Raw genomic sequence first — 21637 nt, forward strand, 5'->3', positions numbered from 1 at the left:
GCGGAACGGATTCCCATGGTACCCGGGTAAACGTTGTGAATCATGCAGCGCTCGCTCCACGTAATGTTACCGTTGATAAAGCTGTCGCGTAATGCATACAGTTTCATTACACATGGTGTCACCTGTGGTCGCGGTAACATTTTTGCAGTCAGGCATTTCCGTTGAGCACTACCGATGCGAACCACCCCCGCTCTTTCACTGCGCCCCGCGACGCTCGCGGATGCCGCGCTCATTGCTTCGATCCACAGCAGCAGTTGGCAGGCCACTTATCGCGGCCTGCTGCCCGAAGCCTTTCTCGACGGCCAAGTCACGCAGGAGCGCGCCGCGTACTGGGAGGCTCGTCTCAGCGCGCCCGGCGGCGAACGGCGCATCGTGCTGATCGCCGAACTCGCGGGCGAGGCGGCCGGGTTTGTGTGCGTTGAACGTCAACCGGAGTCCAGTTGGGGCGTGCTGCTCGATAACCTGCACGCGCGGCCGGCCTACCAGGGTATCGGAGTCGGCAAGCTGCTGATGCGAGCCGCCGAAGACTGGGCTCGCGCGCAAGGCGAGGCGCAACTCTATCTGTACGTGCTCCAGGGAAATACGCCGGCGATCGGTTTCTACGAGCGGCAAGGCTGGCAATTTGCCGGCGCCGAACCGGATCATATGGGCGGCGTGGACATTACCGCGTTGCGCTACGTATACAGACTCGACCGCAGACTCGACCGGTAGAGGCGCTGCGGCGCACTTGTTCGTTATCCCAGGTTTTCCCGATCACGGACGTACCGGCACCTCATTTCGGAACCGTCCGATCGCCAGGTCGGCTGCTTCCTGGCATCATCCTCCGCACTCCGATGGCTTCATAGCGACACGTCCCTGTGCCCCGTTTGCTCGTCGCGAGCACGGCGCCGGCGCCTCGCGTCGACGCACGCCGTGCCGTGTAGGGATGGCGTTCACGCGCATCGCACCGAGGCCCGAGTCCCCGCAGACCACGGGATCGCCGATCGGCGCTCCCCTTACGAGGCGCTGGAAAGACCGATGTCCACCATTCCTTTCACCCCGATCGAAGGCTATCTGGCGCTGCCGCGCGTTCGCCCGCTGGTTCATGTGCCAGCGCCGTTCGGCCGGGACTGGGCGCTGCTTCCGCCGGGCTACAGTCTGCGGGCTGAACTCAAGGCGCTCTACGCCGCCATGCTGCGCACGTTCTGCCTGAGCGATCAGGCCATTCGTTCGCTTTGCCGATGGTCGCCGCTGGGTGAACAACGCGTGATCGCACCTGCGCATGAGCCTCGGTCTGCCGCGATAGCGGCACAGGCACCGAGCTTTGACGCATCGCCCGAGACAGCCATGCACGCGGCCGATGCAACGCCCGTCATTGAGTCCATTGTCCGGCCCGCGTATGGAACGAGGGCGCGTGGGTATAGCAACCATTGGGGCGCTTTAGCGGGCGGCGCCTGCGTGATCGGCGGCGCTGCGGTGCTGGCGTGGGTCGGGTTCGATCATCTCGCGCATCGTCAAATGGCCCCTCCTGTCGCCGACAGGGCATCGGGTCATCGGGACTCGCAGTCAGCAGACCTTCAGACGCCCGCCACGGTTACTGGTCGCGCGGTCGATACCGGTGCGTTGCGCGCACCTGCCGCACTTGCGGCGTCTGCGCCAGAGCGCTCACGCGTACAGCCAACATTCGCGCCTGCGTCCAGCCTTTCGGCGGCAACGGTGTCTACAACGGCTTCGGCCCAGATTCAGACTCGGGCACTGCCTTCCGCTCAGACGCGTATCTCCGCGGATAAAACAGGATCACCTCGTCACAACCGCCTTCGCGAAAAGGTCGTCACGCTGCAGAAACAAAACCGCCAGGCCAGCGCACGGTTTGTCGCCGCCAACCCATCGCGACATGCGGCAGCACTTGCCGCTAACCTGCCGCACATCGCAGTGCCAAGGCTTGCGGCAAGCTTGCCGCCAAGTTCATCCGCTGCGGGGGCTTATTCGCCTCCAGCACCGACTCGACTCGGCGTCGACGAATACGCGGGCGTGATCATGTCCGCAGCGACGCATCCCCGCAAGATGGCGCCGCCGCACGCCGGCTCAGCGACCAATGCATCCGGCACCAGTGGAACGGAGTGGATGACCCGCCTGTCGCAGCGGCGTGTTACCGAGGTTCCCGACCAATTCGCGAAATAGGCATGACACCAATCGCAGTAGCTTGAAACAAAAAAGCCCGGTCATTTCGTGAATGGCCGGGCTTAGTTACGTTCATGCGTCTACTTCTGAATCGGCAATCCCATCTCGGTTTGCCGCTGCAGTTGCATCACTTCGCCTTGCACCTGGCGCAACTGCGCCTGCGCCCTTTCCTTCTCCGCGTGCAGCGCGGCCGCTTCGCCTTGCGTCTGACGCTGATAGTCGTTGACCTTGGCCTGCTGTGTGCGAGCCACGTCGAGATCGGCTTGCAGACGCTTGGCGCGATCTTCCGATAACGCAATGATGTCTTCGATATACGCCTTCTGCGCCTGCAACTGCGTGCGACGAATCTCGACATCGGCGAGTTGCGCGGTCTGCTGGGCAAAGCCCGCATAGACCGCTTCCGCGCGCGCGGCGTCTTCGGACTTGAGCACGCGCCAGAAATGTTTGTCCTGGAACAACGCGACGTAGTACGTCATTTCCTGCGGATAGAAAAACAGACTGGCGCCGTAACTGCCGTTATACGTGGTGCGCAGTTCGCTTAGCTTTGCGTCGTGAATCATCTGCATGAGCTCGGCGACATTGCCTTGCGCATCGCTAGCCGAAGCCGGTGAGGCTGACGCCGTGTTGCGCAGCGCGTCAGCCGCGGGCTGCGGCGTCAGGGTGTTGATAGCGGGCCTCGTGCCGGCCATCGGCACGGCCTCGCCGCCTTGCGCTGCCAGTACGAGACCGCCCTGCTGCAACAGCGCACACGAAGTCGCGAGCAGCATGGCGCGCCGTACAATTAAGGGGTACTTCATACGTGCATGCTCCATGCGAATCCAAATCAGCCGCAGATTATCGCGCGGATTGGCCCGTAAACGAAGCATTCAAATGTCGCGCGGACCGACTTTAAATCGAGATAAATGGCTGCCGAAGAATTTAGCCAAATCGCTTCAGCAATCTCGAAACAAACAAATTCGGATAAGCCGAAAAAGGAAGGTTCAGCCTCGCCTGGACAAGCCTGAACTTATGCCTGGTTGGTGCAAATCCAGCAGCGAACGGACTCGAAACAGGAGGATAGAGTGCCGGCCATGAGAAACACGCACTCCTGATTATCTGTCTCGACAACGAGACACCCGCAATTCAAAACATGCCGTTGATCTCGACGGACCACGCGACGCTCAACGCTCAACGCGAGGCGACACGCCAGTCGTCGATCAATAACGCACCATGAGAACGGCACCACGAAATTCGCAAGGCGCACCATCGCAAAAAAACGGTGGTGCGCCTCGAACGAATCAGCCTCTGCAACTTAACCTTTGAACCGCGCGCCCAAGGCGCGGACTCGATATGGAGCGAGCCGCCTTAAAAACGCGTTTCGCGCGCCACTCGCAGGAAGGTATCGAGCAACGGCGTGCAGTCGAGCAACTCCGCGCCGCCCGCACGATGAAACTCCGGATGCCATTGCACGCCCATCACGAACGGCGCACGCCGGTAGCGCACGGCCTCGATGATGCCGTCCGACGCCGACACGGCTTCGATATTGAGATCGCGGCCGAGTGTCTTCACCGCCTGATGGTGAATCGAGTTGACGATCGCATCGCGTTGGCCAGGAAACATATTCGCGAGCGTCGAGCCGTCGGGGAAGTGAATTCCGTGCCGATGCTGATCGTAGTCCTCGTTGACGTGGGCGCCGGCGGTCGGCACATCGGTGGCGATGTCCTGATACAAGGTGCCGCCAAACGCCACGTTGATCAGTTGACAGCCCCGGCACACGCCGAGCACCGGCTTGCCCGACTCGATGAACTCGTGCAGCAGTTCGAGTTCGTACATGTCGCGCACGCGGTCGCCAGGCCACTCGTGGCTGATTGCCTGTTCCGCGTAAGACTGCGGCGAGACGTCGGCGCCGCCTTGCAACAGCAGGCCGTCGAGATGCTTCGCGTAATCACGCAAACGGATATTGCTCGGATGCAGCATGCCTTGATGACCGACCGTCGGAATCATGAACACCAGCACGTCGCGCGACATGACCCAATGCGCAATCGATTCCTCGAGATACTGCAAGGTCTTGCCGCGCAATCCCTTCGCACCCGGCTCCGGATGGAAGATGCGCGCCGACACGCCGATGCGCAGCGTGCGCTGCGTGATGCGTTGGCCCGCGCGATCGAACAATTGGCGCGCGCGCGCCGCGACGATGCGGCCGAACACGGTCCACGCCGAATCGTTGTGCTTCAGATAGCGCGGCGGCGACGGCGGCAATGCATTGGGCGGCGGTGGATTGGACGCGCTGAAGTCAGGCGCCGCGCCGAAACCGGGCGGCGGCGAGCCGGCCTTCTGCTCGGCGGGGCGCGGGACCTCTTCGATAACGGTGGCGTCTTCCACCGAGGTAATCAGCTCGCCGTCGACAGCTTCGCTGCTCGCGAAGGTCGGCGCGGGTTTCGGAGCGGGTTTCGTGGCGAACGTTCCGGCGCGCCGGGCTTCCTTTTCATGAACCTCGGCTTCCTGCTGCGCGGTGGATGCGGCGGCCGAACTGCGTGCTTCGGCTGCGTCGCGTTGCCGCGCCGCGTGCGGATCAGTTGGCGTGACGGCCGACGCGCTGTCGGGATCGTCGGTCGACGATCGCACGGCTGCCTGCTCCGCCGCCGTCGTGGTCGCAGACCCGGTGCCGGCATGGGTCGGCGACGTCACTGCGTCCTTGATCGGAGACTGGATGGCATCTTCGTGCGAGAGAGGCAGCGAGGCCGCCGGTTCTTCCGGCGTCAAGCCAGTTGTCGGCGTGCCGGACGGCGCTGGCGACGCCGAAGGCCGCGTCAGATCGCCGGGCTCGCCGGCGTTTTCAGGTTTGTTTTCGCTCATGACAGTCAGACAGGCGCCTTCCACGCGAACGAATGAATATGCCCTGATTATCCGCTAGCGAAGCAAGCCCCGCAAACCCGCACACAATTGCTCACATTGTTGCGACGCGCCGCAACGATTCCCGTTAAAGGGCCGCGGCGAAAGTCTGTCTGACTTTTAAGGATCCGGCTGTTCGTTGAAAGTCTCGCGCAAGGCGATTTGCATCGCCGCGTGGATCTTCACGCACCAGCGCCACAGCAGCGCGAGCAGCAACGCGGCGCAGATGAGCACCGCGGCAAGCAGGCCTGTCGGCGGCAAAATGCCGCCTGAAAGCGCCGCGACCAGCAGAAACACGCCGACCATCGAGACCACCGGCACCAGATCGGAGATCGCGTAACGGATCGCGCTCGTGAAGCGCCCCGCTGTAGCCGGTTGCACGCTGACCTCGGCGAGCAGCAAGGCCAGCGACTTGGTCTTGCGATACACGGCGACCAGGAACGGCATCGACACGACCAGTGCGGCGCTCCATAGCACGACGCGCTGCATCGGTTCGGAACTGAGCCAGTGCGCGAGCAGCGAACTGGTATAAGGCGCGCTATACGACACGCCCAGAAAAATCGCGGCGACGAGCGCCAGATTGACGGCGATCTGCAGAATGATCCGCCGCGTCATGCTGAACAGCGTCGGCTCGCCGCTCGTCGTGCTCAGGCTGCCGAGCCATTGCCCGTACATGCCGAACACGTTCGCGAGCGTGCGCGGCATGGCGTGACCGAGGCGTTGGGTCAGCGGGTCGGCCGCGCGAATCAGGTATGGCGTGAACAGCGTGGTCAACGCCGACACCGCCACCGCGATCGGATACAGAAACGCGCTCGTCACCTTCAGCGTCAAGCCGAGCGACGCGATGATGAACGAGAATTCGCCGATCTGCGAGACAGTCATGCCGACGCGCATCGCCGTGCGGCCGTCCTTGCCGGCGAGAAAGGTGCCGAGCCCGCACGACACGATCTTGCCGACGATCACCGCCAGCGTGATCACCGCGATCGGCCAGGCGTAGTCGACCAGCACGGCCGGGTTCAGCATCAAACCGATCGTCACGAAGAAGATCGCGGAAAAGGCGTCGCGCAGCGGCGCGATCAGATGCTCGATCCGATGCAGATGGCGCGATTCGGCCATGATCGCGCCGATCAGGAACGCGCCGAGCGCGATGCTGTAGTCGAGCTTCACGACCAGCAGACAGAAGCCGAAGCAGAAGCCCAGCACGGAGACGAGCAGCATCTCGTCGCTCTTCGCGCGCGCCACATAGTTCAGGGCGCGCGGCACCACCAGAATGCCGACCACCAGCGACACGGTCATGAACAGCAGCAGCTTGCCGAGCGTGACCACGGCGACGCCCGCGCTCAACTGCCCGGTCTGCGCAATGCCCGACAGCAGGACCAGCATCGCAATGGCGAGAATGTCTTCGACGATCAGAATGCCGAACACCAGTTGCGCGAAGCTCTCGCGCTTCAGGCCCAGTTCGGAGAGCGCCTTGACGATGATCGTGGTCGACGAGATGGCGAGGATCGCGCCGAGGAACAGCGAATCCATCGAACTCCAGCCGAACGCGCTGCCGATTTCGTAACCGAGCCACAACATCAGCACGATCTCGGAGAGCGCCGCGACGATTGCCGTGGCGCCGACCTTGAAAAGCTTGCGCAGACTGAATTCGAGGCCGAGCGAAAACATCAGGAACACCACGCCGAGTTCGCCGAGCGTCTGGATGGTCTGCTCGTCGTGGATTAGCTGGAACGGCGGCGTGTACGGCCCGATGATCACGCCGGCGGCGATGTAGCCCAGCACCACCGGCTGTTTCAGACGATGGAACAGCACGGTGACGACGCCGGCGAGCGCCATCACGACCGCCAGGTCCTGAATGAAGCCGATGCCATGATGCATGAGCGCTTTCCTTACAAAAAGTAAAGTTGCAAAGGCGCAGTGTAACAAAGGAACGCGAGGCGCCGAATCGCCCGAACGGCCAAACGGCGCTGGATTGCCGACGGGACGCCCGCCGCAGCGGCATCGTGCCGGCACCTCGCCGACGCGCGCTGCGGAATGTTTTTGACACGCTGGACTCCTGTGAAATATCACAATAATATTTGACGCATATTTTCAGTGGAGTCGAGTCATGCAGCAGATGTCTTTCAACGTGGCAGAACGTGCCGGCGACAGCCGCGCGGAGTCCGCCGAGGTCAATCGTCTAACCATCGCCGGCTGGGCCGGGCGCGATCAGGCCGCGATCGAGCATCACATTGCCGAACTGGCCGAACTCGGCGTGAAGCGGCCCTCCACCACACCGTGCTTCTATCGCCTCGGCGCCGAACTGCTGACGCAGGCCGAGCAGATCGACGTGGTCGGCATGAAGTCCAGCGGCGAAGCCGAATGCGTGCTGGTGCATGCGAAGACGGGCGTGCTCGTCACCGTCGGTTCGGACCACACCGACCGCGAAGTCGAGGCCTATGGCGTCACCGTCTCCAAACAGGTTTGTCCGAAACCGGTCGCGCGCGACGCCTGGCGTTTCGACGATGTATCCGCCCACTGGGATCAACTGGAATTGCGTGCTTATGCCGTGACCAACGGCGAGCGGCGCGTCTATCAGCAAGGCAGCGTGTCATCGCTGCTGCCGGCCGCCGATCTGCTCACGCGCGCGCCACTCACGCCCGGCGCGGCGATGTTCTGCGGCACGCTGGCGGTACAGGGCGGCATCGTCGGCATGGCCGACGGCGACGCGCTCGAACTCGAATTGCACGATCCCGTTCTGAACCGCACGCTGCGCCACGCCTATCGCGTGCGCGCGCTCCCTATCGTCGAATGAGGCACCCATGAGCTCCCCTTCGCTATCCGCCGCCGACGCGTCTTCCGACGCGTGGCTCGAAGCCGCCGCCCTGCGCAAGATCACGTGGCGCATCATGCCGTTCCTGTTTCTCGTCTACGTGCTGTCGTATCTGGACCGCGTCAACATCGGTTACGCGAAGCTGCAGTTCACCGGCGACCTCGGCCTGTCGAACGCGGCGTACGGACTCGGCGCGGGGATCTTTTTCTTCGGCTACTTCGTGTTCGAGGTGCCGAGCAATCTGCTGCTGAAGAAGTTCGGCGCGCGCGCCACGATCGCCCGCATCACGATGCTGTGGGGTCTGCTGTCGTGTCTGATGATGTTCGTGCACTCGGAAACGATGTTCTACGTGCTGCGCTTTTTCCTCGGCGTCGCCGAAGCCGGTCTGGTGCCGGGCGTGGTGCTCTATCTGACTTTCTGGTTTCCGTCCGACCGGCGCGCCCGCATGGTCGCCGTGTTCATGGCGGCGATTCCGGTGGCAGGCATTATCGGCGCGCCGTTGTCGGGTTTTCTGATGTCGGCGCTGCATGAAGCGCACGGTTTGCGCGGATGGCAGTGGATGTTCCTGATCGAAGGCATTCCGTCGATTCTCGCCGGCTTCTGGGCGCTCGCCGTGCTGCGCAACACGCCCGCCGAAGCAGCGTGGCTCAGCGACGACGAAAAGCGCGTGATTCTCGGCCGTCTGGCGCGGGAAAACAGCGCGGCCGCGGCGGCCGGCGCGCAACACAGCCTGGCGGTCGCGTTGCGCTCGGGCCGTTTCTGGCTGCTCACGCTGATCTATTTCTGCCTCGTCACCGGCAATGCGGGTTTCTCGTTCTGGCTGCCGCAGATCGTCAAGGATCTTGGCGTGACGAACCTCGTCACCAACGGTTTTGTGACCGCGATTCCGTATCTGGCGGCGGGCATCGGCATGATCCTGATCGGGCGCTCCTCGGACATCACGGGCGAGCGGCGCTGGCACTACGCGGTGTGCTGCTTCATCGGCGCGGCGGGGCTGCTCGGCAGCGCCTCGGTGACCAACTCGATTCCGCTTGCGGTGACGGGTTTGTCGATCGCGTATATCGGCATCCTCGCGGGCTTCGGCATTTTCTGGTCGATGTCGACGACGTTCCTGCAAGGCACGGCCGCCGTCGCCGGCATTGCCGTGATCAACTCGATCGCGAACCTCGCCGGATACGTAAGCCCATATGTGCTCGGCATCGTCAAGGACGCGACGCACAGCGTGACGTTCGGGCTCGTGCTGATCGCCGGGGCGCTGATCGTCGGCGGGCTGGTCACGTTGATGATGCCGCGCGTCAAGGTGCAGCATGCGGCGGCGGTTTCGCCGAGCCGCGCCTGACAGGCGGTGATGAACGCGATCTGGCGCGGCGCCCGCAGAGAATACGGGGGTCGCGCGAAACAGCACGGGCGGCGTGCAAAACGCACGCAAGCGCAGAACGCAAGCGCGGGACTGCGATTCATGTGCGCCGCGTCTGGAAAGCGCAGGCCGATCGCCCACCAGCCGCGGTGCGCGCCCGGCGCGCGTCGCGCGCGCAAAACCTTGCTCTACAATGCGGACGACATCGCCCGCTTCCTCTTCACATGACGCTTTTGCAGACCGCCCGCCCTTCCAGACCCACCCGAGCGACCGCCGCCGCGAGTCTCGCCGAGCAGGCCTATGCGTTCGTCAAGCGCGAGATCATCACCATGCGCCTGCGGCCGAGCGAGGTGCTCAACGAAGCGGAGCTGATGGCGCTGACCGGCATCGGCAGGACACCGGTTCATCAGGCGCTGCACCGGCTGGTGCACGAAGGCATGCTGACCATCATGCCGCGCAAGGGCATCATGGTCCGCCCGGTTTCGCTCGACGACGTGCTGGCGATCATCGACGTGCGCCTCGTCAACGAAAGCTACTGCGTCGAGCTGGCCGCGCGCCACGCGCAACAGCACGATTACGACACGATGCAGGCGCTGCTGGACCGCTCGGCCGTGTGCGTGGCCGCGCACGATATCGAAGGCATGATGGATATCGACCGCGAGTTTCATCTGGCGATCTCGGCCGCCTCGCGCAATCCCGTGCTGGCCGACATCCTGCGCGGGCTGCACGAGCGCTCGCTGCGCTTCTGGTTCATTTCGCTGTCCGAGCCGCATCATCTGGAAGACGTGCACGAGGAACATCTCGAACTGTTTCGCCTGCTGCGCGAACGTGATGCCGAAGGCGCGCGCCAATCGGTGCAAAAACATATCGAAGCGTTCCGCGCGACCCTCTTCAATCGCATTTAAGCCACCGCGTGTGAGCCCACCCACCGGCTTCGCGCGCTTCAACCGGATTACTACCGACATCATGGCCACTGAATTCACGCCCTTTCCGCCGCTTGCCCAGCTTGCCGCCGACCTCGCCGCCGGACGCACCACCAGTCGCGCGCTCGTCGAGACGGCGCTCGAGCGGATCGCCGATCCGGCCGGCCAGGGCGCAGCCGTCTTCATGCATGTCGACGCGGACAGCGCCCGCGCCGCCGCCGACGCGCACGACCGGCTGCGCGCCGCCGGCACGGTGCTGTCGCCGCTCGCCGGGATTCCGGTGTCGGTCAAGGACCTGTTCGATATCGAAGGCCAGCCGACTCGCGCCGGTTCCGTGGTGCTCGCCGACGCGCCCGCCGCCAAAGCGGACGCCGTCGCGGTCGCGCGCCTGAAGCGGGCCGGCGCCGTGCTCGTTGGCCGCACCAACATGAGCGAGTTCGCGTTTTCCGGACTGGGCCTGAACCCGCACTACGGCAATCCGCTGTCGCCGTACCAGCGCGGCGTGAAGGGCGATGAGCGGATTTCGGGCGGTTCGTCGTCGGGCGCGGCGGCTTCCGTCGCGGACGGCATGGCGGCGATCGCGCTCGGCACCGATACCGGCGGCTCGATCCGCATTCCGGCGGCGCTGTGCGGCCTGACCGGCTTCAAACCGACCGCCGACCGCATCCCCAAACAAGGCGGCGTGCCGCTTTCATCGACGCTCGATTCGTTCGGGCCGATCGGCGTGTCGGTGGCGTGCTGCGCGCTGGTGGACCGCATGCTGGCCGGGCTCGAGCCGCGCATTCCGGCCGCCCGCCCGCTCGAAGGCGTGCGCCTCGGCGTACTGACGAATTTCGTGACCGACGGCGTCGAGCCGGCGGTCGCCGCGGCGGTCGACACGGCGCTCAAGCATCTGGAAGCGGCCGGCGCGATTGTCAGCGAGGTGCGTTTCGCACCGCTCGACCGTTTGCCCGAGATCAACCGCTTCGGGTTCTCGCCGATCGAGGCGTATGCGTGGCATCGTCCGCTGCTGGAAAAGCATCGTGACCAATACGACCCGCGCGTGCTGGTGCGCATTCTGAAAGGTCAGCCGGCCAGCGCCGCCGACTATCTGGATCTGCTCGCCGAACGCGAGGCGATGCTCGCCGAAGCCGCGCGCACGTTGTGGCAGCGTTTCGATGCGGTGGTGGCGCCGACGGTGCCGGTGGTGCCGCCGCGCGTCGCCGATCTGGTCGACGACGATGACGCGTTTGGCCGCACCAACGCGCTGATTCTGCGCAACCCGAGCGTGTTCAATTTCCTCGACACCTGCGCGCTGTCGCTGCCGTGCCACCTGCGCGGCGACGCACCCGTGGGCCTGATGCTGGCCGGCGCGCCGCACGCCGACGACGCGCTGCTGGCGATCGGCCGCGGCGCCGAAGCGGTGCTGAACGCGATTCGCTGATTGGGAAATACGTCGTAAAAGCAGGATAAGCGGCAGGGCGGGGGTTCGCGCTAGAATCGCGGGCACCCGCCCTTTCTGTTTCCAGAGACAGCCACACGATCCATGAATAACGACACTGCGATGCTGCGCCGCGAGCGCTCCCTGCTGGTTCTGCTTGCCCTGATCTGCGTCGCCCTGGTGGGCGGCGCGCTGTATCTGCAGTACTTCCTGCACGAAGACCCGTGCCCGTTGTGCATCATCCAGCGGTATTTCTTCCTGCTGATCGCGATCTTTGCGTTCCTCGGCGCGCGCTTCAATAGCTGGCGCGGCGTGCGTCTGCTGGAGGTGCTGGCGGCCTTGTCGGCGCTCGGCGGCATCGTGACGGCCGCGCGCCATGTGTATGTCCAGGCCAATCCCGGCTTTAGCTGCGGCTTCGACGCGCTGCAGCCGCTGGTCGACAGCCTGCCGCCCGCGCATTGGCTACCGGGCGTGTTCAAGGTCGCCGGCCTGTGCGAAACGGCTTATCCGCCGATTCTGGGCCTGACGCTGCCGCAATGGTCACTGGTCGCCTTTGTGATCGCGTTCATTCCGTTGGCGCTGACTTTGGTCCGCAACCGCCGCCGGATCGCCTGATCGGGCTGGTGCCATCGCGGCCTTTGCCGCCTTTGCCGCCTTTGCCGCACTGCACTGATTAGCGCCGGATTTCGTGCCGCCACCCACGGCAGCGCGAAATCCGGCGTTTTTTCATCCACGATTCCCGCATCCGGCGGCTGGGCGGCGTCCGTTTTACCTCGCCGTCCCCCGCCCCGCGTGACTTTCCGCCCGCGCCCCACCCTACGCAACTTCCGGCCTTAACGCGAATCGTACTTATCTCATGACCGCTTCCGAATAAGCTTCATGCGACATCGGAAATATTTTTGGGACAAGGTAATGCTATCGTCGAACCTGGATGGCGATCTACGTGCGCGAGGCCGGCTTCGGCGCGACCCCATGCGTAACGCGCGCCCGGTCCGCACTGTCTTTCGGATTCGCCATGACAACGCAAACCATCCGCTTTTATCACCAGGGGTCCGTCCGTGAGGTTGCGGGCGTCCCTGCGTCGCGCACCGTGCTTCAGCATCTGCGCGAGGATCTGCATTGCACCGGCACCAAGGAAGGCTGTGCGGAAGGCGACTGCGGCGCCTGCACGGTCGTCGTCGGCGAACTGGACGCGCACGGCGGCCTCGCGCTGAAAGCGGTCAACGCCTGCATCCAGTTCCTGCCCACGCTCGACGGCCGCGCGCTCTTCACGGTCGAAGACCTGCGCGCCGCCGACGGCGCGCTGCATCCCGTGCAGCAAGCCATGGTCGACTGCCACGGTTCGCAATGCGGCTTCTGCACGCCCGGCTTCGTCATGTCGATGTGGGCGCTGTACGAAAACCAGCCGGCCGCCGCCGGCCTGCCCACCCGCGATGAAATCAACGCCGCGCTTTCCGGCAATCTATGCCGCTGCACCGGCTACCGGCCGATTGTCGACGCCTCGCAGAAGATGTTCGACTACCCGCAATATCCGCGCGTGACGCTCGACCGCCAGGCCGTCGCGGACAAGCTGCGCGCACTGCAACGGCGCGACACCTTCGAATACCATGCACCCGACACGCGCGGCGTCGAGTTCGGCTCACCCGCCTTTTATGCGCCGGTCTCGCTCGATGCCTTCGCCAAACTGCGCGCCGACCATCCGCATGCACGACTGCTTGCCGGCAGCACGGACGTCGGCCTGTGGGTCACCAAGCAATTCCGCGATCTAGGCGACATTCTGTACATCGGCAACGTCGCCGAATTGAAGACGATCGAGCGCGACGCGCAGACGCTGACCATCGGCGCCGCCGTCACGCTCGAAGACGCGTACGCGGCACTCGCCGTCGACTACCCCGAACTCGCCGAACTGTGGACGCGCTTCGCGTCGCTGCCGATCCGCAATGCCGGCACGCTCGGCGGCAACGTCGCGAACGGCTCGCCGATCGGCGATTCGATGCCGGCGCTGCTCGCGCTCGGCGCGGAAGTCGTGCTGCGCCACGGTCCGCAATCCCGCACGCTCCCGCTCGATGCGTTCTACCTCGGCTATCAGAAAACCGCGCTCGCCGCCGGCGAGTTCGTCGCGGCGCTGCGCGTGCCTCGGCCGGTGGGCAATCTGCGCTTTCGCACCTATAAGGTGTCGAAGCGCTACGATCAGGACATCTCGGCCGTGTGCGCGGCGTTCGCGCTGCACGTCGGCGCAAACGGGAGCATTGAGGAAGCTCGCATCGCGTTCGGCGGCATGGCCGCCACGCCGCAGCGGGCCGCGCAAACCGAAGCGGCCTTGAATGGCGCAACATGGGACGAAAGCACCGCGCGGCAAGCCATGAATGCGCTCGTCGCCGATTACCGGCCGCTCACCGACATGCGCGCTTCGAGCGCCTACCGGCTGAAAGTGGCGCGCAATCTGTTGTGGCGCTTCCACCTCGAAACGCGCGATGACGCGCCGCTCGCCCTCTTCGACGTGAATGCGTTCGCGTTCGAAGCCGGCGCGCCGGACGCCGCCGTTGCGAAGGAGCCGTCGTGATGAACCGGACCGATGCTTTCGTCGACCCCGCCGCAGGGCACGCTGCCGCCGCTCATGAAAGCGACGCGTCGATCGGCGTGTCGCTGCCGCATGAATCGGCTGCGCTGCATGTGAGCGGCGAAGCCACCTACACGGACGACGTGCCCGAGCTGCAAGGCACGCTGCACGCGGCGCTTGGCCTGTCGCGACACGCGCACGCGCGAATCGTGTCGATGGATCTGGACGCCGTCAGACAAGCGCCGGGCGTGATTGCCGTGCTGACCGCCGAAGACATTCCCGGTGAGAACAATTGCGGCCCGGTGCTGCACGACGACCCGATTCTCGCGGTCGATGAAGTGCTGTATCTCGGCCAGCCGGTCTTCGCCGTGATCGCCGAAAGTCACGAACTCGCACGCCGCGCCGCCGCACTCGCGAAGAGCGACGACGTGATCCGCTACGAGCCGCTCGAAGCCATCCTCACGCCCGCCGAGGCAAAGGCCGCCAAGCAGTTCGTGCTGCCGCCCCTGCATCTGACGCGCGGCGAACCGGATGCAAAGATCGCCGCCGCGCCGAACCGGATCAGCGGCACGTTCGAAGTCGGTGGCCAGGAACAGTTTTATCTGGAAGGTCAGATCGCGTACGCGGTGCCGAAGGAAATGGACGGCATGCTCGTCTACAGTTCGACCCAGCATCCGAGCGAAATGCAGCAGGTGGTCGCGCATATGCTCGACTGGCCGGCGCATAACGTGGTGTGCGAATGCCGGCGCATGGGCGGCGGCTTCGGCGGCAAGGAATCGCAATCGGCGCTGTTCGCCTGCGTCGCCTCGCTGGCGGCGAAACGGCTGCGCCGTCCGGTCAAACTGCGTGCCGACCGCGACGACGATTTCATGATCACCGGCAAGCGCCACGACGCGGTCTATACCTACGAAGCGGGCTTCGACGAGAGCGGCCGCATTCTCGGCGTGCGCGTGGAAATCGCGTTGCGCGCGGGCTATTCCGCCGACCTGTCGGGTGCGGTCGCCACGCGCGCAGTGTGCCACTTCGACAACGCGTACTACCTGTCCGATGTCGACATCGTCGCGCTGTGCTGCAAGACCAACACGCAATCGAACACCGCGTTCCGCGGCTTCGGCGGCCCGCAAGGCGCGCTCGTGATGGAAGTGATGCTCGACAGCATCGCGCGCCATTTGAATTGCGATCCGCTCGACGTGCGCCTCGCCAACTACTACGGCATCGGCGAGCGCGATACGACGCCGTATGGGCAGCGCGTCGAAGACAACATCATCGCGCCGCTGACCGACGAACTCCTCGGCACCAGCGACTATCGCGCGCGCCGCAAAGCGATCGCGTCGTTCAACGCAGGCAGTCCGGTGCTCAAGCGCGGCCTCGCGTTTTCGCCGGTGAAGTTCGGCATTTCGTTCAACGTGCCGTTTCTGAATCAGGCCGGCGCGCTGGTGCATGTGTACAAAGACGGCTCGGTACTCGTCAATCACGGCGGCACGGAGATGGGCCAAGGGCTTAACACCAAAGTCGCGCAAGTGGTGGCCAATGAGCTCGGCTTGCCGCTCTCCCGCGTGCGGGTCACCGCAACCGATACCTCCAAGATCGCGAACACCTCAGCGACCGCGGCCTCGACCGGCAGCGACCTGAACGGCAAAGCCGCCGAAGCCGCGGCGAAAACGATTCGCGCAAGACTCGCCGAACTCGCGGCCAAACAGCTCGGCGGTAACGCCGGCGACGTGCAATTCGCCAATGGCCAGGTGTCGGTGAACGGCGGCGCGATGCCGTTCGAACAACTGGTCGGCGCGGCGTACCTCGCACGCGTGCAGTTGTGGTCGGACGGTTTCTACACCACGCCGAAAGTGCATTGGGATGCAAAAACGCTGACCGGTCACCCGTTCTATTACTTCGCCTACGGCGCGGCGGTGTCGGAAGTCGTGATCGACACGTTGACTGGCGAATGGAAACTGGTGCGCGCGGACGTGCTGCACGACGCGGGCCAGTCGATTAACCCGGCGATCGATATCGGCCAGGTGGAAGGCGGCTTCATTCAAGGCATGGGCTGGCTCACCACCGAAGAACTCTGGTGGAACCGCGACGGCCGCCTGATGACGCACGCGCCGTCCACATACAAGATTCCCGCGGTCAGCGACACGCCCGCTGCATTCCACGTTCAGCTCTATCAGAACCGCAACGCCGAGCCGACCGTGTTCCGTTCGAAGGCGGTTGGCGAGCCGCCGTTGCTATTGCCGTTCTCCGTGTTCCTCGCGATTCGCGACGCGATCGCGGCCGCGGTGCCGGACGCGCGCGACGCGCCGCCGTTGCGCGCGCCGGCCACGCCCGAAGCGATTCTCGACGCACTGGATGCATTGCAGCCGCCGCTCGCGCCTCAATCGGCAACGGAACCCGCGACGACCGACACGACCGCGTGAAACGATAACCCCAAGGTCTGACGCGACACGAACGCGTCGGCCCACAGTCAACCGGCCGCACGGACACCCCGCGCGGCCCTGTATGGAGAACGCCGGATGCAAGCCTGGCTACCTGACCTGCAACAACTGCTCGCGCACGGCGACGCCGCCGTGCTGGTGACGGTCGCGCGCGTCGAAGGTTCGGCGCCCCGCGAAGCCGGCACCAAGATGATCGTCACGCGCGATTCGGCGAAACACACGATCGGCGGCGGGCATCTCGAATGGAAAGCCATCGAGACCGCGCGCCAGGTGCTGCGCGACGGCATGCGCTCGCCGCACATGCGCCGGCTGGAACGCTTCGCGCTCGGCCCAAGCCTCGGCCAATGCTGCGGGGGCGCGGTGATCGTCGCTTTCGAGCGGCTCGATGTCGGCGACCTCGGCTGGATCACGTCGCTCGCGAAACGTGTGGCCGCGGGCCTTTCGACGGTGCGTAGCGTATCATTCGGCCCCGCACCGGATGCGGTGATGCTGTCAGACCCCGAGCCGGGCGTCGACGCCGCCGACTGCCTGCTGTGGGACGGCGCCGGTTTCGACGACAGCGGCGCGCTGCTCACCGAAACCATCGCGCCAGGCGACTTCGCAGTCGTGCTGTTCGGCGCCGGGCATGTGGGCGCCGCGCTGGTCCGCGTGCTGGCCACGCTGCCTTGCGCGGTCCGCTGGGTGGACGAGCGCGACGCGCAATTTCCGCCCGCTGAATCGCTGCACGCGCCGAACGTGAAGATCGACCCGAACGACGCACCCGACGAAGCGATCGACCAGGCCGCGCCGAACACGTACTTCATCGTGATGACGCACAACCATGCGCTCGATCTCGAGTTGGCCGAACGCATTCTGCGGCGTGGCGACTTCGCGTTCTTCGGCATGATCGGCTCGCACAGCAAGCGCAAGCAGTTCGAACACCGGCTGGCCGCGCGCGGTCTCGATCCGTCGCTGATCGCGCGGATGAAGTGCCCGCTCGGCGTGGACGGCATCGTCGACAAGTCGCCGGAGATCATCGCGATCTCGGCGGCGGCGCAGGTGTTGCAAGCCGTCGAGGCGAACGCGGGCACGCATCACGCCGCGCAGACGGTGTGATGCGCGGCGGCGCGAAACACGGCCGAATCGCCATCGAGCTAGTGCATCCGGCGCGAAACCATTCCAACGAACTCCTGACCGACCATGACTACAACGACCGTTACTTCCATGCCGCTGGCCGAGAAAACCGCGCTGGCACCGAAGGCCGAGCTGCATATCCACATTGAAGGCTCGCTCGAACCCGAACTGATTTTCGCGCTCGCCGAGCGCAACGGCGTGAAGCTCGCCTACGACTCGATCGACGCCCTGCGCGCCGCGTATGCGTTCACCGATCTGCAATCGTTCCTCGACATCTACTATGCGGGTGCGAGCGTGCTGCTGCACGAGCAGGACTTCTACGACATGACGACGGCGTACGTCGAACGCTGTCTCGCGGATAACGTGATTCACAGCGAAATCTTTTTCGATCCGCAGACGCACACCGAGCGCGGCGTGCCGATCGCAACCGTCGTGGCCGGTATCGAACGCGCGCTCGCCGATGCGGAAAAGCGCGGCATGACGAGCAAACTGATTCTGTGTTTCCTGCGCCATCTGTCCGAGGAAGACGCGCTCGCCACTTTCGAAGAAGCGCGGCCTTTGTTCGAACAGTACAAGCATCGTCTGATCGGCGTGGGTCTCGATTCGTCGGAACGCGGCCATCCGCCTTCGAAGTTCGAACGCGTGTTCGCCAAGGCGCGCGCGCTCGGCCTGAAACTCGTCGCGCATGCCGGCGAAGAAGGCCCGCCTTCGTATATCTACGAAGCGCTCGATCTGCTGAAAGTGGACCGCGTCGATCACGGCGTGCGCAGCATCGAGGATCCGGCGCTCGTCGCGCGCCTGGCCGATTCACGCGTCGCGTTGACCGTGTGTCCGCTGTCGAACCTGAAGCTCTGCGTGTTCGACGACCTGACCAGGCACACGCTGAAGGATCTGCTCGATCGCGGCGTGGCCGTGACGGTGAATTCCGACGATCCCGCTTACTTCGGCGGCTACGTGAACGCCAACTATCTCGCCACCATCGACGCGTTGAAGCTCAACGATGCCGAGGTCTACACGATCATCCGCAACAGCTTCGAAGCGTCGTTCGTCACGCCCGAGCAACGCAGCGAACTGATCGCGAAGCTCGACGCGCACTGGCACCCAAGCGGCCCGCACTGACGGGCCGATGTATCGCAGCCGGCGGCGGCAAGGGTTCGTGTAAGAACTCTCGATCGAACCGTCGTCCGCGCTGTTCAGCTTTTCACATTCGGAGACGGTTTTTCCATGACTCAATCGGCTAAAGCGGGCCAATCGGCATTCCGCGCGCAACTGCTGACCTTCAACGGCGATCCCGCGCAATCGCCCAACGCGGCGGTCTTCAACGAGGACGGCCTGCTGATCGTCGAAGACGGCCATGTCGTCGCGGCGGGCGCCTATGCTGCGCTCGCGCCGCAACTCGCGCCCGGCACCCCGGTCGTGGAGATGCGCGACAAGCTGATCGTGCCGGGCTTTATCGACACGCACATTCACTATCCGCAGACGGACATGATCGCCTCGCCCGCGCCGGGTTTGCTGCCGTGGCTGGAGACGTACACGTTCCCGACCGAGCGCCGCTTTACCGACCCGGCCTATGCGCGCGACACGGCGAGCTTTTTCGTCGAAGAACTGCTGGCGTGCGGCACGACCACCGCGCTCGTGTATTGCACGGTCCATAAGGAATCGGCCGACGCGCTCTTCACCGAGAGCGAAGCACGCAATCTGCGCATGGTGGCGGGCAAGGTGCTGATGGACCGCAACTGCCCCGAGTTCCTGCGCGACACCGCGCAGTCGGGCTACGACGACAGCGCCGAGCTGATCGGCCGCTGGCACAATCGCGGCCGCCAGATGTATGCGCTCACGCCGCGTTTCGCGCCGACCTCGACCGAGGCGCAACTGGAAGCGTGCGGCGTGCTGGCGGGCAAGCATCCAGACATTTTCATTCAGAGCCATGTCGCGGAAAATCACGACGAGGTGAAATGGGTCGCCGATCTGTTCCCGGGCCACCGCAGCTATCTGGACATCTACGATCACTACGGACTGCTGCGCCGCCGTGCTGTGTACGGCCATTGCATCCACCTCGACGAAGAAGACCGCAAGCGGATGGCGCAGACCGGCACGGTCGCCTCGCACTGCCCGACTTCAAATCTGTTCCTCGGCAGCGGCCTGTTCGACTTCGACAAGGCCGATAAAGCCGGCATGCCGATCGCGCTTGCGACGGACGTCGGCGGCGGCACCTCGTTCTCGATGCTGCAGACCATGAACGAAGCGCACAAGGTCGCGCGTCTGACCGGCCATCATCTGACGGCCACGCGCATGTTCTATCTGGCCACCGCGGGTGCGGCCGAAGCGCTCGACCTGGCGGACAAGGTCGGCACGTTGAAGCCGAAGTCGGAAGCGGACTTCGTCGTGCTCGATCCGCGCGCGACGCCGTTGCTCGCGCGCCGCACCGCGCGCACCGAATCGCTGGAGGAACTGCTGTTCGCGTTCGCGCTGCTCGGCGACGATCGCGCGATCTACGAAACGTATGCGGCCGGCAAGCGCGTGCATCGCCGCGACGATGTTCGGCAGCATGCATCCGGTGCGGCGAAAATCGCGGCTTGAGCTACGTGATTCACGCGGTTGAATAAAGAAACGGCGCTTCGATAACGAAGCGCCGTTTTCATTCATGCCTGCCGTGAAGCCCGCGCCGGATCGCGCAGCCAAATCAACGCTGCATGCACACCTCATGCAGCGCGTTCAGCCGCCGCACCGGATCGGCGACATACGGATTCGATTCGTCCCACGCGTAACCCGCCAGCACCGCGCTGATCATGCGGCGAATCGACGGCGTCTGCTCCGGATAGAAAATGATGTCCTGCAGCGCGCCCGTGTACCAGCGCTCGACGAAAGCGCGGAACGTATCGATGCCCTTGCGCAACGGCCCGTCATAAGCAGCCGACCAGTCGATCTGTTCGCCGTCCAGTTGCCGGTTCAAGGTCTGCACAGCAAGATGCGCCGAGCGCAGCGCGATCGTCACGCCGGACGAAAACACCGGATCGAGAAACTCGCCCGCGTTGCCGAGCAGCGCGTAACCCGGCCCGTGCAGACGCTCCACGTTCGCGGCATAGCCGCCGATGTGACGCACCGGCATCAAAAACGGCGCGTTGCCGATCAGGCGGTTTAGCGTCGGCTCCTGCTGGATCAGTTCGCGCAGCTTCGCGTCGCGTTCAGCATCCGGCACGTCGAGAAAACTCGCCTCGGCGACACAACCTACCGACGAGCGCCCACCCGCCAAGGGAATCATCCAGAACCACACGTCGCGGCGCTCCGGATGCGTCGCCACGCAGATCTTGTTGCGGTCGGTCACGCCGGCCGGAATGCCGTCCTGCACATGAGTGAAAATCGCGGCGCGCGTCGGCATCCGAGTCGGCGCTTCGAGGTTCAGCAAACGCGGCAACACGCGGCCGAAGCCGCTCGCGTCGAACACGAAACGCGCTTCGACCTGATACGCGTGATCCGCTTCATCGACCACATCGACCAACGGCGTGGCGCCGGTGTGAACCGCGCGCACCGTATGCCCAAAGCGCACGTCGGCGCCCTGCTCTGCCGCGCAGCGAATCAGAATGTCATCGAACACCGCGCGTTCGACCTGATAGGTGGTGCCCCAGCCCGGCGAGTGCTTGTCGCGGAAGTCGAACGCCGACGACTGATCGCGATACACGAAATGCGCGCCGTTCTTGTACTGGAAGCCGGCTTCGACCACGGCCTGCAGCATGCCGGCCTCTTCGAGGTAAGCCATGCTTTGCGGCAGCAGGCTCTCGCCAATGGAGAAGCGCGGAAAATGCTGGCGCTCCAGCACCAGCACGGAGCGCCCGGCCTTGCGCAGCAACGCCGCCGCGACCGCGCCTGCCGGTCCGGCACCGATGATCACGACATCGACCGTCGTACGCTTTGACGAATGTGTACTCAAATTTGCCTCAATCGTTTGGCTTGCCCGGAGCAGCGATTCGCTGCATCCTTACATCTCGTTG

At 64.6% G+C, this 21637-nt stretch carries 16 protein-coding genes; 12 read left to right on the plus strand and 4 right to left on the minus strand.

All coding sequences use genetic code 11. The features are described from left to right. Positions 1-174: 174 nt before the first annotated feature. Together P0D70_RS16770 and P0D70_RS16775 are read left to right on the plus strand one after the other, a co-directional pair. Positions 175-711: a GNAT family N-acetyltransferase gene (locus P0D70_RS16770; RefSeq protein WP_408185336.1), complete on the plus strand. Its 537-nt coding sequence runs from the start codon at positions 175-177 to the stop codon at positions 709-711. A gap of 201 nt (positions 712-912) precedes the next feature. Beyond that, positions 913-2160 carry a hypothetical protein gene (locus tag P0D70_RS16775; RefSeq protein WP_408185337.1) on the plus strand — a complete coding sequence of 416 codons (1248 nt, stop codon included), beginning with the start codon at positions 913-915 and terminating at the stop codon, positions 2158-2160. An 80-nt stretch (positions 2161-2240) separates the two neighbouring features. Here P0D70_RS16775 and P0D70_RS16780 read toward each other — a convergent pair whose 3' ends face one another. From P0D70_RS16780 to P0D70_RS16790, 3 genes are all read right to left on the minus strand, one after another. Further along, positions 2241-2957 carry a DUF2968 domain-containing protein gene (locus P0D70_RS16780; protein ID WP_408185338.1) on the minus strand — a complete coding sequence of 239 codons (717 nt, stop codon included), beginning with the start codon at positions 2955-2957 and terminating at the stop codon, positions 2241-2243. Positions 2958-3504: 547 nt separating this feature from the next. Further along, the gene (locus tag P0D70_RS16785) at positions 3505-4995 is read right to left on the minus strand and encodes a gamma-glutamyl-gamma-aminobutyrate hydrolase family protein (protein WP_408185339.1); all 1491 of its coding nucleotides are present in this window, start codon (positions 4993-4995) and stop codon (positions 3505-3507) included. A gap of 156 nt (positions 4996-5151) precedes the next feature. Further along, positions 5152-6909: a cation:proton antiporter gene (locus tag P0D70_RS16790; RefSeq protein ID WP_091799978.1), complete on the minus strand. Its 1758-nt coding sequence runs from the start codon at positions 6907-6909 to the stop codon at positions 5152-5154. Positions 6910-7138: 229 nt separating this feature from the next. On the opposite strand from P0D70_RS16790, the gene P0D70_RS16795 reads away from it, so the two are divergent. From P0D70_RS16795 to guaD, 10 genes are all read left to right on the plus strand, one after another. Then, positions 7139-7825 carry a DUF2848 domain-containing protein gene (locus tag P0D70_RS16795; protein ID WP_408185340.1) on the plus strand — a complete coding sequence of 229 codons (687 nt, stop codon included), beginning with the start codon at positions 7139-7141 and terminating at the stop codon, positions 7823-7825. 7 nt (positions 7826-7832) lie between these two features. Beyond that, positions 7833-9182, plus strand: a complete 1350-nt coding sequence (locus P0D70_RS16800; protein WP_091799971.1) for an MFS transporter — start codon at positions 7833-7835, stop codon at positions 9180-9182. A 242-nt stretch (positions 9183-9424) separates the two neighbouring features. Next, complete coding sequence (locus P0D70_RS16805) at positions 9425-10105, plus strand: GntR family transcriptional regulator (protein WP_091799965.1); 681 nt, start codon at positions 9425-9427, stop codon at positions 10103-10105. Positions 10106-10166: 61 nt separating this feature from the next. Next, the gene (locus P0D70_RS16810) at positions 10167-11546 is read left to right on the plus strand and encodes an amidase (protein ID WP_408185374.1); all 1380 of its coding nucleotides are present in this window, start codon (positions 10167-10169) and stop codon (positions 11544-11546) included. A gap of 102 nt (positions 11547-11648) precedes the next feature. Continuing rightward, positions 11649-12158, plus strand: coding sequence for a disulfide bond formation protein B (locus tag P0D70_RS16815; RefSeq protein ID WP_091799961.1), 510 nt, complete (start codon positions 11649-11651; stop codon positions 12156-12158). Between the two features lie 400 nt (positions 12159-12558). After that, on the plus strand, positions 12559-14106 hold the full coding sequence (gene xdhA / locus P0D70_RS16820; RefSeq protein ID WP_408185341.1) for a xanthine dehydrogenase small subunit: 1548 nt from the start codon (positions 12559-12561) through the stop codon (positions 14104-14106). Then, positions 14106-16517 (plus strand): xanthine dehydrogenase molybdopterin binding subunit, encoded by a 2412-nt coding sequence (xdhB, locus tag P0D70_RS16825; protein WP_408185342.1) that lies wholly within the window; start codon positions 14106-14108, stop codon positions 16515-16517. The genes xdhA and xdhB overlap by 1 nt, the downstream gene beginning before the upstream one ends. A 96-nt stretch (positions 16518-16613) precedes the next feature. Beyond that, positions 16614-17630, plus strand: a complete 1017-nt coding sequence (gene xdhC, locus P0D70_RS16830; protein ID WP_091799954.1) for a xanthine dehydrogenase accessory protein XdhC — start codon at positions 16614-16616, stop codon at positions 17628-17630. An 84-nt stretch (positions 17631-17714) separates the two neighbouring features. After that, entirely contained in the window at positions 17715-18767 is a 1053-nt protein-coding gene (locus P0D70_RS16835; protein ID WP_408185343.1) for an adenosine deaminase, read from the plus strand. 105 nt (positions 18768-18872) lie between these two features. Next, positions 18873-20228: a guanine deaminase gene (gene guaD, locus P0D70_RS16840; protein WP_408185345.1), complete on the plus strand. Its 1356-nt coding sequence runs from the start codon at positions 18873-18875 to the stop codon at positions 20226-20228. Between the two features lie 103 nt (positions 20229-20331). Here guaD and P0D70_RS16845 read toward each other — a convergent pair whose 3' ends face one another. Beyond that, positions 20332-21576 carry an NAD(P)/FAD-dependent oxidoreductase gene (locus tag P0D70_RS16845; RefSeq protein WP_408185346.1) on the minus strand — a complete coding sequence of 415 codons (1245 nt, stop codon included), beginning with the start codon at positions 21574-21576 and terminating at the stop codon, positions 20332-20334. Between the last annotated feature and the right edge of the window lie 61 nt (positions 21577-21637).

It is taken from the genome of Paraburkholderia sp. RL17-381-BIF-C, from assembly GCF_046026435.1.
In the GTDB taxonomy this organism is placed as follows: Bacteria; Pseudomonadota; Gammaproteobacteria; order Burkholderiales; family Burkholderiaceae; genus Paraburkholderia.